General features: G+C 68.7%; 13 protein-coding genes. 6 read left to right on the top strand and 7 right to left on the bottom strand.

What is annotated here, in order from left to right:
• Positions 1–42: 42 nt before the first annotated feature.
• On the bottom strand, positions 43–252 hold the full coding sequence (locus WDU99_RS15920) for a hypothetical protein (protein WP_337333449.1): 210 nt from the start codon (positions 250–252) through the stop codon (positions 43–45).
• Between the two features lie 241 nt (positions 253–493).
• Here WDU99_RS15920 and WDU99_RS15915 point away from each other — a divergent pair, with 241 nt between their 5' ends.
• The 4 genes from WDU99_RS15915 to WDU99_RS15900 all read left to right on the top strand — a co-directional run bounded on the left by WDU99_RS15915 (position 494) and on the right by WDU99_RS15900 (position 6827).
• Positions 494–3313: an immune inhibitor A domain-containing protein gene (locus tag WDU99_RS15915; protein ID WP_337333448.1), complete on the top strand. Its 2820-nt coding sequence runs from the start codon at positions 494–496 to the stop codon at positions 3311–3313.
• Between the two features lie 267 nt (positions 3314–3580).
• Complete coding sequence (locus WDU99_RS15910) at positions 3581–4891, top strand: ABC transporter substrate-binding protein (protein ID WP_337333447.1); 1311 nt, start codon at positions 3581–3583, stop codon at positions 4889–4891.
• Positions 4892–5059: 168 nt separating this feature from the next.
• A complete protein-coding gene (locus tag WDU99_RS15905; RefSeq protein ID WP_337333446.1) occupies positions 5060–5914 on the top strand; it encodes a carbohydrate ABC transporter permease in 855 nt (284 codons plus the stop codon).
• 1 nt (position 5915) lies between these two features.
• Positions 5916–6827 (top strand): carbohydrate ABC transporter permease, encoded by a 912-nt coding sequence (locus tag WDU99_RS15900; protein WP_337333445.1) that lies wholly within the window; start codon positions 5916–5918, stop codon positions 6825–6827.
• 228 nt (positions 6828–7055) lie between these two features.
• Here the strand turns inward: WDU99_RS15900 and WDU99_RS15895 are convergent, their stop codons facing one another.
• On the bottom strand, positions 7056–8852 hold the full coding sequence (locus WDU99_RS15895; RefSeq protein WP_337333444.1) for a glycoside hydrolase family 35 protein: 1797 nt from the start codon (positions 8850–8852) through the stop codon (positions 7056–7058).
• A gap of 88 nt (positions 8853–8940) precedes the next feature.
• Here WDU99_RS15895 and WDU99_RS15890 point away from each other — a divergent pair, with 88 nt between their 5' ends.
• Positions 8941–9969, top strand: coding sequence for a LacI family DNA-binding transcriptional regulator (locus tag WDU99_RS15890; protein ID WP_337333443.1), 1029 nt, complete (start codon positions 8941–8943; stop codon positions 9967–9969).
• A gap of 122 nt (positions 9970–10091) precedes the next feature.
• Here the strand turns inward: WDU99_RS15890 and putP are convergent, their stop codons facing one another.
• Entirely contained in the window at positions 10092–11606 is a 1515-nt protein-coding gene (putP, locus tag WDU99_RS15885) for a sodium/proline symporter PutP (RefSeq protein ID WP_337333442.1), read from the bottom strand.
• A 124-nt stretch (positions 11607–11730) separates the two neighbouring features.
• Here putP and WDU99_RS15880 point away from each other — a divergent pair, with 124 nt between their 5' ends.
• Positions 11731–12396: a DNA alkylation repair protein gene (locus tag WDU99_RS15880; protein WP_337333441.1), complete on the top strand. Its 666-nt coding sequence runs from the start codon at positions 11731–11733 to the stop codon at positions 12394–12396.
• Between the two features lie 6 nt (positions 12397–12402).
• Here the strand turns inward: WDU99_RS15880 and WDU99_RS15875 are convergent, their stop codons facing one another.
• Genes WDU99_RS15875 through WDU99_RS15860 form a run of 4 tightly spaced genes read right to left on the bottom strand, consistent with a single transcriptional unit; the run spans position 12403 to position 16244 of the window.
• Positions 12403–13362, bottom strand: coding sequence for a siderophore-interacting protein (locus WDU99_RS15875; protein WP_337333440.1), 960 nt, complete (start codon positions 13360–13362; stop codon positions 12403–12405).
• On the bottom strand, positions 13352–14152 hold the full coding sequence (locus WDU99_RS15870) for an ABC transporter ATP-binding protein (RefSeq protein ID WP_337333439.1): 801 nt from the start codon (positions 14150–14152) through the stop codon (positions 13352–13354). The genes WDU99_RS15875 and WDU99_RS15870 overlap by 11 nt, the downstream gene beginning before the upstream one ends.
• Entirely contained in the window at positions 14149–15201 is a 1053-nt protein-coding gene (locus WDU99_RS15865) for a FecCD family ABC transporter permease (RefSeq protein ID WP_337333438.1), read from the bottom strand. The genes WDU99_RS15870 and WDU99_RS15865 overlap by 4 nt, the downstream gene beginning before the upstream one ends.
• Entirely contained in the window at positions 15198–16244 is a 1047-nt protein-coding gene (locus WDU99_RS15860) for a FecCD family ABC transporter permease (RefSeq protein WP_337333437.1), read from the bottom strand. The genes WDU99_RS15865 and WDU99_RS15860 overlap by 4 nt, the downstream gene beginning before the upstream one ends.
• Between the last annotated feature and the right edge of the window lie 10 nt (positions 16245–16254).

Below are 16254 nucleotides of genomic sequence, written 5' to 3'. Positions count from 1 at the left end.
CGTGCCACCGACCACCGACACCGTGGGCCGCAGTCCGCGGACTCATGCGCTCTCCGCGGCGGGCCGCGGGACTGCGGACGGAGCGACGGCGCGTGCGGGACGCCCGCGGTGCAGCATCCGATTCCACCACCCGCGTCGCGCGACCAGACGCTCGGGGTGCTCGCGCGCGACGCGCGCCCGCTCGAGTTCCAGTGCCGCACGCGCGCCGTCGAGCTCCACCGCGCGGTAGATGAGGTAGGGGTGCTCGTACATGGGGATCTCCTTCGTGTGGTGAGATCCACGTTCCTCGCTGAGGTCACCCGGCCACATCGGAAATCTTCCCTATTCCGATGCCCTGACCACCCGGTATTCGCCCGACGGCACCCTCAGGAGATTCTCCGGAAAGGCTTCCGCTGCACGCCCTCTTCACGGTATGCCAGTACTCGTGCGTCTGATCGGCGCATACCGATCGCGCCGTTGCGACACCCTCGCGCGGCGCGCGAAGGGAGAAGCAATGTCAGAACAATCCGCCCGCACACGACGGCGTGTCGCGGCGACCTCCTCGGCATTCGCGCTGGTGGTCGCAGGCTTCACCGCCGGCGCGATCCCCGCCAGCGGAGCGCCATCGTCCGATCCGCCACCGCAACCCGCCGAGATCGGCTCGGGCGAGTACTACATGAACTACGTCGCACCCCGGGCCGAGAGCAGCTTCGACACGACCGGCGACATGCGGATCGCCGACAAGAACGGCAACAGCCGACGCTCGCTGAGCAGCGAGGCGATGGAGCGTGCGACGAAGCACGACCACAAGTACGCCCAGGGCAACCCGATGGCCGCAGCGCAGCTCGCCAACCTCGAGGCGAAGGCCATCGAAACCGGCAAGAGCCCCAAGGAGCTCAAGAACTCCAAGAACCTCAAGCGCTCCAAGACCACGCAGCAGGCCAAGCTGCTGACGATCCTCGTCGAGTTCGACGGCACCGAGGACTTCAGCGACCTGTACGTGCCGACGTCGTTCGGCGCAACCACGTGCAAGCCCGGTGACGTACAGGGTCCGGTGCTGCACAACAACATCCCCAACCCCGCCGACGCACCGCACGAGGACAACAACACGATGTGGGTGCCCGACTTCTCGAGCGAGCACTTCAACAAGATGCTTTTCACCGACGAGGGCATCACCGAGCGCGTGCGCACCGACCTGACCGGCCCCGACGGCGAAGCCGGGTTCGACATCTCGGGCTACACGATGAAGAACATGTACGAGGAGATGTCGCGCGGCGCCTACACCGTCACCGGTGAGGCGACCGATTGGGTCACCGTGCCCCACTCGGAGGCATACTACGGCGCAACGGTGTGCCATCTGAACGACGCCGGCGAGTACGAGGCCGGCCCGATGCAGGACATGCAGGGCCACCCCGACAACCCGCTCGGTCCCGGTCAGCTGCCGATCGACGCGGTCAACGCGCTGGCGGAACAGCAGCCCGATTTCCCCTGGGCCGACTACGACATCGAGGATCAGGGCGACCGTGACGGCGACGGCGTCTTCGACGAGCCCGATGGCGTGATCGACCACGTCGTGCTGGTGCATGCCGGCGAGGACAAGTCCGGCGGCGGCGGCGCACAGGGCACCTACGCGATCTGGGCGCACTCCTCGGCGGTGGCGGGTGGAGCGACTATCCCCGGCACCGACCTGAAGATCTCGAACTACATCGTGCAGCCCGAGGACTCCGGTGTGGGTGTGTTCGCCCACGAATACGGCCACGACCTGGGCCTGCCCGATCTGTACGACACATCGGGTGCGGCCAACTCCGACATCGACTTCTGGGACCTGATGAGCTCGGGGTCGCACTCCGGCCCGATCTTCCAGTCGATGCCGACCCACATGGGCATCTGGGACAAGTGGGTGCTCGGCTGGGCCGACCCTGAGGTCGTCAGCCCAGGCGACAACACCAAGACCATCAAGGTCGGCCAGACGTCGCGCCCGAAGAAGGGCACGAAGGACGGCATCAAGATCGATCTTCCCGACAAGCAGATCACGCTCGCCGAGCCGCACAGCGGCGAGGAGATGTGGTACTCCGGGGGCAGCCAGGCCTGGGCGGATGACCGCCTGACGCGCACGATCGACAGCGTCCCGGCAGATGGGCGGTTCTGGATGTGGAACGACTACGTCATCGAGGCGGACTGGGACTACGGCTTCGTCGAGGTCTCGACCGACGGCGGATCCACCTGGACCGAGCAGAAGGTGTACGAGGAGAGCGGCGCACTCGTCTCGACCGATGACGGCTACGCCGACCCGAACGGGCGGATGGACGACTTCGGCGGCAAGAAGTACGGCCTGAGCGGTTCGACCGACGGCTGGCGACACGACTACGTCGACCTCTCCGCCTACGCCGGTCAGAGCATCCAGCTGCGCCTGCGCATGGCGACCGACGCCGCATTCCAGGAGCGCGGCTGGTTCTCGGACGACTTCTCGCTGACCAGCGGCGACGAGACGGTCTGGAGCGACGACGTCGAATCCGGCGACAACGGCTGGACCGCCGAGGAGGCCACCTGGACCGACACCTCGGGTCCCGGCTGGCACCGCGACAGCGGCACGCAGATCAAGGCGCAGTACTACATGGTCGAGTGGCGCAACCTCGACGGCTTCGACGAGGGTCTGAAGTACGGCTACACCACCGTGTACAGCGACGAGGCCTGGAAGGTCGAGAAGGTGCCGTACAACGCGCCCGGTGCACTGGTCTGGTACCGCGACGCCACCTACGGCGACACGAACCACGTGGTGGCCAACCTGACCGCCCTGCCCAGCTACGGTGCGAAGGGCGGCCTGCTGCTGGTGGACAGCCACTTCGATCCGCTGCGCCGCACCGGTGCGGGTGCCGACCTCGACCCGAGCGTGTTGAAGAACCTCTCCAGCCGTGCCCAGTCGTCGAACGCGGCGTTCGGTCTGCAGCCGACCTACGAGTTCGAGGACTGCGTGGTCGACGCCGCGTACACCGAGGCATGCACCACGCTCGCACCACAGGCGCCGGTGCGCACCTTCACCGACGATCAGGGCTGGGTGCCCGGCGTCGAGGTGCGTGACGACGGACTGTACTACCGTCACGCCGACGGCTCGGTGGTCGTGCCCTCGATCGGCGGCGCGCCGTACTCGACGCGTGTCGTGTACGCAGACGGCTCTCCGGCGACGGAGTACTACGGCGTCGACCTGGGCAACACGGTGCTCGGCACCGGCAACCCAGCTGATGCGGGTGTCGGCTACGGCACGGTCGTCACGGTGAAGAAGGCGATGCAGAACAACACCGCCGCACTCATCACGGTGACGCCTCCGCAGGGCTGACCCGCCCGGCCCGAGGGGCCGCGACCTTCGAGAAACCACCTTCCGCGTGAGAAACCACGCGGGAGGTGGTTTCTCGTGCGGGAGGTGGTTTCTCAGCGGGTCGGATGCTGGATGTGAGCGTTGCCGGGAAACGTTCCCGGAGCGCGCCAATCCTTGGACTTTCGGTTTGTCAGCGCAAACATTCTGAGGTTTAATGGCCACGGAGTACCTGCCCGCGAAGCGGGCGCACCCGAATCCACACTTCGCACTCACCGGAGAGCACAGCACATGGCATCCACGTCACGCATCATCCGCACCGCCGCAGTCGTCAGCGTCGGCGCACTGTCCGCTTTCGGCCTGGCTGCCTGCAGCAGCGGCTCGAGCGACGCACCCACCGGCGGTGAGCCGGTCACGATCGAGTACATGCACCGTCTCGACAACGGCACGGACATGGCCACCGTCGCCGAGATCACCGAGCGCTGGAACGAGGCGAACCCCGACATCCAGGTGAAGACGACCAAGTTCGACGGCGCCGCCACCGACATGATCCTGAAGCTCGAGACCGACGTGAAGGCCGGCAACGCGCCGTGCCTCGCGCAGGTCGGCTACTCCGAGGCACCGCAGCTCTTCGTCAAGGGTCTGCTCGAGGACGTCACTGCCGAGGCCGAGAAGTACGAGTCCAACTACTCGGCCGGCGCCTTCGCCGGAATGCGCGTCGGCGACGTCGTCGTCGGCCTCCCGCAGGACGTGGGTCCGCTGGTCTACTTCTACAACGCCAGCGCATTCGAGCAGCTCGGACTCGACGTTCCCGCCACGATCGAGGACCTCGCCGCCGACTCGGCCACCGCCGCCGCACAGGGCAAGTACGTCACCGCGTTCACCGCCGACGAGGCCACGCACTGGCTCGCCGCGCAGTCCGCCGCCGCCGGTGACACGTGGTTCTCCACCGAGGGCGAGGAGTGGATCGTCGACGCCGAAGGCGCCGGATCGCAGAAGGTCGCCGCCTTCTGGCAGAACCTCCTCGACAACGACCTGACCCTCAAGGCCGACCGCTGGGGCGAGCCGTTCACCGTCGCCCTCAACGACGGCAGCCTGATCGGCCACGTCGGCGCCGCATGGGAGGCGGGCTTCCTGCTCGACTCGCTCGACGGCACCGAGGCCGAGGGCCAGTGGCGCGTCGCGCAGCTGCCCGACTTCGGCGCGGGTCAGATGACCGGCCCCGACGGCGGCTCCGGTGTCGCCGTGCTGAAGGGCTGCGAGAACCCCGTCGAGGCGATGAAGTTCAACGACTGGTTCAACACCCAGATCGACGACCTCGCCTCGCAGGGTCTCGTCGTCGCCGCCAATGGCACGCCGGAGAGCAGCGAGAAGATGCTGCGCCAGTTCGGCGGTCAGGACGTGCTCGCCGAGCTCGCCACCGCGACCGCGAACATGAACCCGGACTTCCCCTACGCGCCCGGCTTCTCCACCCTTTCGGCCATGACCGAGACCGCGGCCGGCGTCACCACCGGTGACAAGAAGGTCGCCGATGTCTTCGCCACGGCTCAGGCCACGGCGGTCAAGGCGCTGACGGATCTCGGCCTGCCGGTCGCCGAGTAACCCGACCCACAGCACGCAGATCAGGCGGGGGCCACCGCATCGCGGTCGCCCCCGCCTGATCCTTTCGAAAGGCGGCATCCGACCGTGAGCACCGAGTCCATCAGCCGACGCTCCCGTGCGCGAAGAGGTTTCCGCGCACGGCAGGAGGCGCGCACGGGATGGCTGTTCATGACACCGTTCGCGGTGCTGTTCATCCTGGTCTTCCTCGTGCCGATCGTCATCTCGGTGCGCGCCGCGTTCTTCGCGCAGAAGCCCGCCGGCGGCGGCCTGTTCGGCGGCGGTGAACTCGTCGACACCTTCGTCGGGTTCGACAATCTCGCCGCCGCTGCCACCAACGACGCGTTCTGGCTCGGCATGGGGCGCGTCGTGCTCTACGGCGCCTTCCAGATCCCGGTGATGATCATCGCCGCACTTGCGCTGGCACTGCTGCTCGACTCGTTCCTCGTGCGGCGCCCGGCGTTCTTCCGCCTGTCGTTCTTCCTGCCGTTCGCCATTCCGGGCGTGATCGCCGCGATGATCTGGCTGTACCTGTACACGCCCGAGGTCTCGCCGTTCATCCCGTTCCTGCCCGCGGGCATCGACTTCATGGCTCCCGGCACGATCCTCGCCTCGATGGCGAACATGACTACCTGGACCTACACCGGGTACAACATGCTGATCTTCCTCGCGGCGCTGCAGTCCATCCCGCGCGAGCTGTACGAGGCCGCCCGCATCGACGGCGCCAACGGATTCCAGATCTCGATGCGCATCAAGGTGCCCATGGTGCGCGGTGCGGCTCTGCTGGCCGTGCTGCTGTCGATCATCGGCACGATCCAGCTCTTCAACGAGCCGGTCATCATGGAGGGCGCCAACTCATGGATGGGTCTGGACTACACGCCGATGATGCTCACCTACAACTCGATGATGGGCGAGGTCTCCCCGTCGGGCAGCGGCCCCGCATCGGCGTACTCGCTGCTGCTGGCCGTCATAGCCGGCCTGCTGGCCGTCGTGTACGCATTCGCGCAGCGCAGAAAGGCGAACTGACATGAGCGCCACCACCGTGATCGCCGCCGCACCGAAGAAGCGCCGCGTGGCAGCATCCGCCGATCTGCCTCCGCGCTCCATCGCACCCGGCCCCGTCGCCCGCACGTTCGGGATCATCGCGCTCGTCGTCGCGCTGCTCTACTTCCTCGTTCCGGTGTTCTGGGTGATCGTCGCGTCGACCAAGAGCAACGCCGACCTGACCAACACCTTCGGCTTCTGGTTCGCCGACTGGAACCTGGCCGCCAACTACGACAGCCTGATGAACTGGACGCAGGGCAACTTCTGGCGCTGGGTCGGCAACTCGGTGCTGTACTCGACCGCGGCCGGTGTCATCGGCACGCTGTTCGCCATCATGGCCGGCTACGCGATCGCCAAGTTCGTGTTCCCGGGGAAGAGGATCGCGGTCGCCGTGATCATGGCAGGCCTGCTGCTGCCCGTCGCCCTGCTGACGGTGCCGCTGTACATGGAGTTCCACGCCCTGGGGCTCACCAACACGATGTGGGCGATCATCATCCCCTCGGCCGTCTCGCCGTTCGGTGTGTTCCTCGGCATGGTCTACGCGGAGTCGTCCGTGCCGACCGAGCTGCTCGAGGCCGCGCGCATCGACGGCGCCAGCGAGGTGCGCATCTTCTTCACGATCGTGCTGCGTCTGCTGAGCCCGGCGATGGTGACGATCTTCCTGTTCGTCTTCGTCGCGACGTGGAACAACTTCCTGCTGCCGCTGATGATGATCTCGAGCCCCGAGCTCAAGCCGGTCACCCTCGGTCTGTACGGCATGATGAGCTACTTCGCCCCCGAGAAGGGCGCCGTCATGCTCGGCGCGCTGCTCGGTGTGATCCCGCTGATCATCCTGTTCTTCACGCTGCAGCGCTACTGGCGCAGCGGCCTGGCCGCCGGCGCCGTCAAGGGCTGACGCCCGGCCCGGCTCGCTCGCCTGCGCACCTCCTGCCGGATTCGGCGGGAGGTGCGCTGTTCTATGGGGTGCGCTGGGTGCTCCTGATGGTGCGCCGGTTGCGTGCGCGGATGCCGGCGGGAATGCGTGCGCGGATGCTGGGTGCGCGGATGCTGGGTGCGCGGATGCTGGCGGGAATGTGTGCGCGGATGCTGGCGGGGAGCCAAATGCGTCGAGACTGATCGAGCGTCAGCTGCCGATGAACTCCTCGACGGGGCCGAAGGCGGGCTGTTCACGGATCTCGACGGAGCTGCCGAGGCGGTCGGTGTCGAGCACGACGATCTCGTTGGCTCCCTCGCGCCACAGCGGAGCAGGCGCGTACAGCGTCTCCTGCGGGCCGCGCTCCCAGTAGCGGCCGAGTAGGAAGCCGTTCAGCCAGACCATGCCCTTGGCACCGCCGGGGAACGCCAGCCAGGCGTCGGCGACGTCAGTGACGTCGAACGATGCTGCGGCGAGGCCGAGGGCCCCTTCGTCTCGCTGCGCTCGCTCAGGAACCGGGGAAGAGGACTGCGCTCGCTCAGGAACCGGGGAAGAGGGCACTCCGTCGCCGAGTACGCGGTGCTCCCACCCGTGCACGTAGCGACGACGGTTGATGACGACCCCCTGCAGGATGCCCTTCGCCTCGCCGGTGAAGGGTCCGTAGTTGATGCGGCCGAGGCTCTCGACGAGGATCGTCAGCCGGCCCTCGCCGCCGTCGGCGGGCAGCGCCAGGGTGTGCGAGCCGTCGTGCTCGAGCACTCCGAGACGCATGTCGTCGAGATAGATGGTCGCGCGGTCGCGCAGACCGAGGATGCCGATGGTCGCCGCTGCGGGGAAGGTGATCTGCGACTCGTAGGCGACGAGCCCCTCCTCGGCGCCGAGCGCCTCGAACGTCAGCGGCATGGGCGACTCCGCCGTCACGGGGAAGGAGCGCACGACGTCGAGCAGACCCGCCTGCGCGGTGAGAGCGGCGGATGCCGCGGGTTGGCGCTTGGGGGCTTCCGGCACCTCCGGCAGCTCACCGTCGTGGAAGGGGGCGAACGCCGCGCGCAGCGCGTGGAACTTGTCGCCCAGCGTGCCGTCCTCGCCGATCGGCGCGTCGGAGTCGTACGAGGTGATCGTGGGCTGGATGTTGCCGTCGTGGTTCGCGCCGGCCCAGAAGCCGAAGTTCGTGCCGCCGTGCGCCATGTACAGGCTCACGGATCCGCCGGCGGCGAGCAGCTCGTCGACGGTCCCGATCATGCTGTCGGCCGAGCGCACGTGGTGCTGCTCGCCCCAGTGGTCGAACCATCCGCCCCACAGCTCGCTGCACATCAGGTGCTCGCCGTCGCGGTTCAGGGCGATCGCGGCGGGCACGCCGGTGCCGAAGGTGAAGGTGCCCATCACCCCGGGGGTGCTGCCGTTGCGCACCATGTCGGCCGTGGTGCCGTCGGCGGTGGTGAGCATCTCGACCATGCCGCGCGAGGTGAGTGCGTCGCGCAGGTACGCCATGTATCCGGCGTCGCTGCCGTAGGAGCCGTACTCGTTCTCGACCTGGATCAACCGGATCGGTCCGCCATGGGCGGCCTGCAGCGGTGCCACCTGCGGGATCAGCTGGTCGTACCAGGCATCGACCGCGGCCAGGTAGGCAGGGTCGACCGTGCGCAGGGTCGAGGTGCGGCCCGACAGCCAGAAGGGGATGCCGCCGTTCGACCACTCCGCGCAGATGTACGGGCTGGGGCGCACGAACACGTCGAGGCCCACCTCGCCGGCGAGGCGGATGAAGCGTGCGACGTCGCGCCATCCGGTGAAGTCGTACTCGCCCTCGGTGCGCTCGTGGAAGTTCCAGGCGATGTACGTGTCGACCGTGTTCGCCCCCATGGCTGCGAGGCGACGCAGACGATCCTCCCACTGGTCCGGGTGCACGCGGAAGTAGTGCACCGCTCCCGACAGGATGCGGTGCGGCTTGCCGTCGCGCTGGATCTCGCCGTCGCTCCAGGTGAGCGAGGGGGAAGCGGAGGTGGACATGGATCTCCCTTGACGATGATGTTTGCGCTCTCATTCTGTCATCGTCAGGGCTTGCGGGCCAAACCCCCACACTCGCTAACATGGGCACATGTCACCGCGCCACCCCTCTGATGACCGCGCTCCGAACCAGGTCGACGTCGCCCGCCTGGCCGGCGTGTCGACCCAGACCGTGTCGCGCGTGATGTCCGGTCAGCAGAACGTGCGTCCCGAGACCGCGCGCCGCGTGCTCGCCGCCGTCGAAGAGCTGGGATACCGGGTGCACGCCGCAGCCGCATCCCTCGCCTCGGGCCGCACCCGCATCCTCGGCGTCATCGTGGTCTCGACCGACCGCTACTCCACCGCGGCGCTCGGCGTGGGCATCCAGCAGGCGGCCGCCGAGCACCGCTATACGGTGACCACCGCCGCCGTCGCCGACCACGCATCGGCCGATGCGTTCGTCGAGGCGTTCGACCGGCTCGAGCGTCAGGGTGCCGAGGGCATCATCCTCGGCGTGCCGGTCGAACTCGACAGCCCGGCGATGCGCCTGCGCACTGCTCGCACACCCTCGACCCGCAACGAGCGCCTGTCGATGCATCCCGACGCGCCCCTCATCATCGACCAGCACGCCATCGCCCGGCAGGCTGTCGAGCACCTGCTCGACCTCGGGCACAAGACTGTCTGGCACGTGCCCGGCGATGAGTACTGGCTCGAGACCCGACAGCGCCGCGAGACGTGGGAGCAGGTGCTCACCGAACGCGGCATCACCCCACCGCCGGTGATCCCCGGCGATTGGACACCCGAATCGGGCTATCGCGCCGGCCGCACGATCGCCGCGATCCCCGAGGCGACGGCCGTGTTCGTCTCGAGCGACGAGATGGCGTTCGGGCTCATCCGGGCCCTGCACGAGGCGGGTCGCCGCGTGCCCGAGGACATCTCAGTGGTCAGCGTCGACGACATCGCGCTCGCCGGCTTCGCCTCCCCCGCACTGACCACGGTGCGCCAGCCCTTCGAGCAGATGGGCCGGGCCGCGGCGCTGCGCCTGATCGCGCAGCTCGAGGGGGTCGAGATCTCGGATGCCCCCGAAGACGTGCATCCTGAACTGATCGTGCGCTCCTCGACGGCCGCGCCGCGCGGCTGAGTCCCGCCACGCGCCACGTGCCCTCGCCACGCGCCTGAGTCCCGCGCCGGAGTCCCTCCGCGCGGACCGCGGCCGGCACCGGCGGACGCCCCCTGTTGCCGCCGGCACCGGCCCGCTCGATGTCAGGGCGTGTCGCCCACCGCGTGCGGGCGCGGCACGGTGAGCATCGTGCCGGTGTCGGTGAACTCCTTCTCGATCTCCTCGTTCGGGCGATAGGTGAACAGGCTCACCACAACCGCCACGACCATGCCGAGCACGAAGGCCGGCAGCAGCTCGTACAGCCCGGTGTCGAGGGCCTTCCAGATGAAGACCGTCGCAGCGCCGACGAACATGCCGGCCAGTGCGCCCCAGTTGGTGAGGCGCCGCCAGAACAGGCTGAGGATGATGATCGGCCCGAACGCGGCGCCGAACCCGGCCCACGCGAACGAGACCAGCCCGAGGATCGAGTCGTTCGGGGTGATCGCGAGCACTATGGCGATGATGGCGACCACCAGCACCGTCAGTCGGCCCATCAGCACCAGCGTCTTCGCCTTCGGCGATTCCTTTCGGAACACCTTGAACAGGTCTTCGACCAGCGCCGACGACGACACGATCAGCTGGCTCGAGATCGTGCTCATGATCGCCGCGAGCACCGCCGCCAGCACCAGTCCGGCCACGAACGGGTGCAGCAGCGTCTGCGACATCACCAGCACCACGGTCTCGGGATCGGCGAGGTCGATGCCGTTGGCTGCCATGTACGCGATGCCGACCAGACCGGAGATGACTGCTCCGATCAGCGAGATGATCATCCAGCTGATGCCGATGCGCCGGGCGCTCTTCGCCTCCTGCGGCGAGCGCAGCGCCATGAAGCGGACGACGATGTGCGGCTGCCCGAAGTATCCCAGGCCCCAGGCGAGCGACGAGATGATCGCCAGTACCGTCGCACCGGTGATCGCGGTGCCACCGAACCACGACAGGTGGTCTGCACCGGCGTTCGCTGCGATGAGGTCTGTGGTCTCACCCAGGCCGCCGATGGCGATCATCGCGGCGACGGGCACGACGATCAGGGCGATCAGCATCATCACGCCCTGCACGACGTCGGTGAACGAGGCCCCGAGGAACCCGCCGAACAGGGTGTACAGCAGCGTGATGACGCCGATCAGCAGCATCCCGAACAGGTAGTCGCCGCCGAACGAGCTCTCGAAGAAGACGCCGGCGGCAACCATGCCCGCCGAGATGTAGAGCGTGAAGAAGACGAGGATGACCACGCCCGAGAGGATGCGCAGCAGTCGCGTCTTGTCGCGCAGCCGGTTCTCGAAGAAGCTCGGCACGGTGATCGAGTTGCGCGACACCTCGGTGTACGCGCGCAGCCGGGGCGCGACGAGCAGCCAGTTGAGATACGCGCCGATCGTGAGGCCGATGGCGATCCACGCCTCGATGAGTCCGGTCAGGTAGATCGCGCCGGGCAGTCCCATCACCAGCCAGCCCGACATGTCGGACGCCCCGGCGCTGAGCGCCGCCACCCACGGCGGCAGGTTGCGACCGCCGAGCATGTAGTCCTCGTGATCGTCGGTGCGTCTGAAAGCGATGTACCCGATGAGCAGCATCGCCGCGAAGTACAGCCCCAGTGCTATGTACGTGAAGATCTGGTCGGACATCGTCGTCCCTCCCCGCGGTGATGATCACCGCATTGCGGTTGCCCCCGATGATGCCAAAGCACACGGCCGCGCGCCAGACCATCCGCCTGGGCGCCCGGATCGCCGTCGGCCTACGCTTGTTTACATGGCCACCATGACCGCGCATGACGCCCTCGCCGAACTCACCGCCCTCGAAGACCCGAAGGCGCGCGCCGTCAACGAGCGGCACGGCGACGCGCACGGCGTGAACCTCTCGAAGATGCGCGCGCTCGCGAAGCACGTCGGCATGGACACCTGTCTCGCGCGCGAGCTGTGGACGAGCGACGACGTGCCCGGGCAGCTGCTCGGCCTGCTCATCGCGAAGCCGCGCGAGCTGCCCGCCGAAGAAGTGGATCGGATGCTGCGCAGCACGCTATCGGCGAAGGCGCACGACTGGCTGGTGAACTACATCGCCAAGAAGTCGCCGCACGCCGAGGAGCTGCGCGTGCGCTGGATGGATGATGCGGATGCCGACGCGCGCGCCGCCGGATGGTCGCTGACCACGGCGCGGGTGCAGAAGAAGCCCGAGGGTCTCGACCTGGACGCGCTGCTCGACCGGATCGAGCGCGAGCTCAAGGATGCACCGGCAAGGGAGCAATGGGCGATGAACGAGACTCTTGCGAACATCGGCATCCACCACACCGCGCTGCGCGAGCGCGCCGTCGCGATCGGCGACCGCCTGCAGGTGCTCGCCGACTACCCCACACCGCCGAACTGCACCTCGCCGTTCGCCCCCGCATGGATCGCCGAGATGGTGCGCCGGCAGAGCTGAGCAGCATCAGCCGCGCATGGCGACGCCGCGTCGCCAGTACCCCATGAACGCGACCTGTCGGCGGTCGACGCCGAGATCCTTCACCAGGTGGCGGCGCAGGGTGGTGACGACACCGCTCTCGCCGGCGATCCAGAAGTAGCGATCACCCGCGTCGGTCGAGCCACCGGTCGTCAGCTCTTCGCCGAGGCCCGAGTACACCGGCGTCTCCCACACCAGGTCCTCACCCTCGGCGTCCTGCACGACGATGTCATCGCCGGTGGTGTCGCCGAGGTAGTCGAGCACCGTCGGGATCACGCGCAGCCCGTGCGCGACGTCGCCGCGGGGCAGCCAGTGCACCTCGACACCGGCGGGCGCGTGGATCGCAAGCGCGTCCGCGGCGTCCGGCACCTCGATGAACGCGATGCCGCGCAGGTCGCGCGGGGCGTCTTCCAGTATGCGGGCGATCGCCGGCGCCGCGGTCTCGTCGCCGACCAGGCACACCTGCGAGGCGCTGCCGGGGTCGTACTCGATGCCGCTGCGGTCCTCACGGTCGCGGCGCGGGCCGACCATCAGCACCTCGTCGCCCACGGCGGCGGCACTCGCCCACAGCGAGGCGGGTCCGGTCAGTCCCGGCTCGAGGTGCAGCACGAAGTCGACGACGACCTCGGTGGCCGCACCGTCGACCTTCAGCTCGCGCACCGAGTACGTGCGCATCGATCCGCGCTGGTCTTCGGGAACCGCCAGGTACGCTCCCCACCAGTCGTCGCCGGCGCGATCGACCGGGGGGAGGATGCCGGATGCCGGCGGGAACACGATCTTGATGCGGGCGTCGTACACGTCGCCCGGCGTGCCGAACTCGGCGAGCTCGTCACCGCCGAAGGTGATGCGCACGAAGCTGGGCGAGACCCGCTCGACCGCGTGCACCTCGGCGCGCGCGAGCACGTACGACGGGCGGGTGCGGGTGGTGGACGCGGTTTCAGTGGACATGGTGCCTTCCCATCGGTGTGACCATCGGCTTGCCGGAAGCCGGATCCTCGCTGACGACGTTCGCCATGCCGAAGACGTCCTCGACCAGCTCACTGGTGAGGATCTGCTGCGGGGCGCCCACGGCGTGAACGCGACCCGCTTTCATCGCGACCAGCTCGTCGGCATAGCGAGCGGCCAGGTTGAGGTCGTGCAGCACCATCACGATCGTGGTGCCGCGCGCCAGGCTCAGGTCGGTGAGCAGGTCGAGCACCTCGACCTGGTGTGCGACGTCGAGGAACGTCGTGGGCTCGTCGAGCAGCAGGATGTCGGTCTCCTGCGCGAGCGCCATGGCGATCCAGACCCGCTGGCGCTGCCCGCCCGAGAGCTCGTCGACGCTGCGATCGGCGAGATCGGTGATGCCGGTCACGGCCAGGGCGTCCGCGACGACCTCGTAGTCGTGGGCGTTCCACCGTGCGAGAGCCTTCTGGTGCGGGTGCCGCCCGCGGCCGACCAGGTCGGCGACGGCGATGCCCTCGGGGGCGATCGGCGACTGCGGCAGCAGCCCGACGACGCGGGCGACCTGCTTGGTGTGCATGCTGCGCACCGGCGTGCCGTCGAGCAGCACCTCACCCTTGGCCGGACGCAGCAGCCGGGCCAGCGATCGCAGCAGCGTCGACTTGCCGCAGCCGTTGGCGCCGACGATCGCCGTGATGCGGCCGGTTGCAATGGTCAGGTCGAGGTCTTCGATCACCGTGCGGTCGCCGTAGCCGAGGGTGAGCCCATCGGCGGTGAGCGTGTGCTGCTGGGTCACAGCGATCCTCCCGTGCGGTTGGTGCGGATGAGCAGGTAGATCAGGTACGGCGCTCCGAGGATGCCGGTGACGACGCCCACGGGATAGCGGCCCTCGAACGCGAACTGGCCGACGAGGTCGGCGACGAGCACGAGCAGTGCGCCGACCAGCGCCGACGGCACCAGCAGGTTGGCGCCCGGCCCGGTGATGCGCGCCGCGATCGGTCCCGCCATGAAGGCGACGAAGGCGATCGGTCCCGCGGCCGCGGTGGCGAATGCCAGCAGTGCGACGGCGCCGATGATGAGCGCGAGCCTGGTCGCCGACACCCGCACTCCCAGGCCTGCGGCCGAGTCGTCGCCCAGGCGCAGCACGCTCAGACTGCGCTGCCGCGAGAGCATCACCGGCACGATGATGAGGCAGGCCAGCAGCAGCGGTGGCAGCTTCTCCCAGCTGGCGCTGTTGAGGCTGCCGGTCAGCCACTGCATGGCGGCCTGGATGTCCCAGTCGGCCGCACGGGAGAGCTGGTACGAGATGACCGACTGCAGCATGGCGGCGATGCCGATGCCGATCAGGATCAGCCGTGTGCCGGCGAAGCCGCCCTTGAACGAGAGCAGGTAGATGGTCAGTGCGGTCAGCAGCGCCCCGGCGAGCGCGAACAGCGACACTGCGGCATCCGAGAGCGAGAGGGCGACGATGCCGAACACGGCCGCCGCGCTCGCGCCGGTGCTGATGCCGATGATGTCGGGGGATGCCAGCGGATTGCGCAGCATGGTCTGGAAGGTGACGCCGGCGATGCCGAACGAGACCCCGGCGAGGGCACCCGTGATGGCGCGCGGCAGGCGCAGCTCGCCGACCGTGAACGACGCGCCGGGCACCGGCTGGCCGAGCAGCACGCCGAGCACTTCGCTCGGTGTGTAGAAGGTGTTGCCGATCGTGAGCGAGAGGGCGAACACGACGGCCACGAGCACGCCGAGCACGATGCTCGCCGTCGCGTGACGTCGGTGCCGACGACGGCGGCCCGCCGCGATCGCCGCGATGGCGGGAGAGGGGATGCCACTGACGAGGGTCACAGTTCCCGCACCTTCTGCCTGCGGACGATCCAGATGAACAGCGGCGCGCCGATCACGGCGGTGACGATGCCGACCTGGATCTCCTCGGTCGGGGAGATCACGCGGCCGATCACGTCGCTGGCGATCAGCAGTGCCGCGCCGGCCAGCGCCGAGAACGGCAGCAGCCACCGGTGGTCGGTGCCGATCAGCATCCGACACATGTGCGGTACGACCAGGCCGACGAAGCCGATCGGGCCGGCGAGCGCGGTGGCGACGCCGGCGAGGATCACGGCGCCCAGCGCCGACAGCATCCGAGTGCGGGCGACGTTCTCGCCGAGTCCCGCGGCCATGTCGTCGCCGAGGGCGAGCGAGTTCATGCCGCGCGCGCTGGCCAGGCAGATCAGCGCGCCGACCGCGAGCACGGGCAGCGACGCCGCCATGCGCGACCAGTCGGCTCCGCCGACCCCGCCTACCTGCCAGGCCTGGAAGCTGCCGAGGATGTCGACGCGCGGCAGCATGATCGCGCTGATGAGTGAGGCGAACGCGGCCGAGGTCGCCGCACCGGCCAGCGCGAGCTTGAGCGGGGTCGCACCGCCGCGACCGAGCGATCCGACCATGTAGACGAATACCGCCGCGACCGCCGCGCCGGCGATCGCGAAGGCCATGTAGGCGATCGGCTGTGTGATGCCGACGAAGGCGATGCCGAGGACGATCGCGAGTGAGGCGCCGTTCGTGACGCCGAGGATGCCAGGGTCGGCGATCGGGTTGCGGGTGACGGCCTGCATCGTGGCACCGCTGAGGGCGAGGGCGGCGCCGACCAGGATGGCCAGCACCGTGCGCGGGATGCGCTTGGTGACGGCTGCCTGGGAGATGGTTTCGCTGTGCCCGGAGAGCGCGGCGAGGATGTCGTCGATGGTGACGGCGCGTGAGCCGAACGCCACCGACAGCACGCACAGCAGTGCCAGCGCCACGATCCCGACGAGCAGCCAGCCGATGCGCACCAGCGCCGGGCGCCGCAGGTCTGCGGCGCCCGACGTGGTGGGTGGTGCGGCGGTCACGGTCATGGGAGTGCGG

This window comes from Microbacterium bandirmense, from assembly GCF_037204185.1.
Classification (GTDB): Bacteria; Actinomycetota; Actinomycetes; order Actinomycetales; family Microbacteriaceae; genus Microbacterium; species Microbacterium bandirmense.
Note: the sequence above shows the minus strand (reverse complement) of the source record. Positions and strands in the feature narration are given on the sequence as shown.

Coding starts and splice junctions, on each gene's coding strand:
- WDU99_RS15905 (WP_337333446.1), top strand. CDS start 5,060: ATGACACCGTTCGCGGTGCTGTTCATCCTGGTCTTCCTCGTGCCGATC.
- WDU99_RS15895 (WP_337333444.1), bottom strand. CDS start 8,852: ATGTCCACCTCCGCTTCCCCCTCGCTCACCTGGAGCGACGGCGAGATC.
- putP (WP_337333442.1), bottom strand. CDS start 11,606: ATGTCCGACCAGATCTTCACGTACATAGCACTGGGGCTGTACTTCGCG.
- WDU99_RS15920 (WP_337333449.1), bottom strand. CDS start 252: ATGTACGAGCACCCCTACCTCATCTACCGCGCGGTGGAGCTCGACGGC.
- WDU99_RS15875 (WP_337333440.1), bottom strand. CDS start 13,362: ATGTCCACTGAAACCGCGTCCACCACCCGCACCCGCCCGTCGTACGTG.
- WDU99_RS15910 (WP_337333447.1), top strand. CDS start 3,581: ATGGCATCCACGTCACGCATCATCCGCACCGCCGCAGTCGTCAGCGTC.
- WDU99_RS15860 (WP_337333437.1), bottom strand. CDS start 16,244: ATGACCGTGACCGCCGCACCACCCACCACGTCGGGCGCCGCAGACCTG.
- WDU99_RS15890 (WP_337333443.1), top strand. CDS start 8,941: ATGTCACCGCGCCACCCCTCTGATGACCGCGCTCCGAACCAGGTCGAC.
- WDU99_RS15915 (WP_337333448.1), top strand. CDS start 494: ATGTCAGAACAATCCGCCCGCACACGACGGCGTGTCGCGGCGACCTCC.
- WDU99_RS15880 (WP_337333441.1), top strand. CDS start 11,731: ATGGCCACCATGACCGCGCATGACGCCCTCGCCGAACTCACCGCCCTC.
- WDU99_RS15900 (WP_337333445.1), top strand. CDS start 5,916: ATGAGCGCCACCACCGTGATCGCCGCCGCACCGAAGAAGCGCCGCGTG.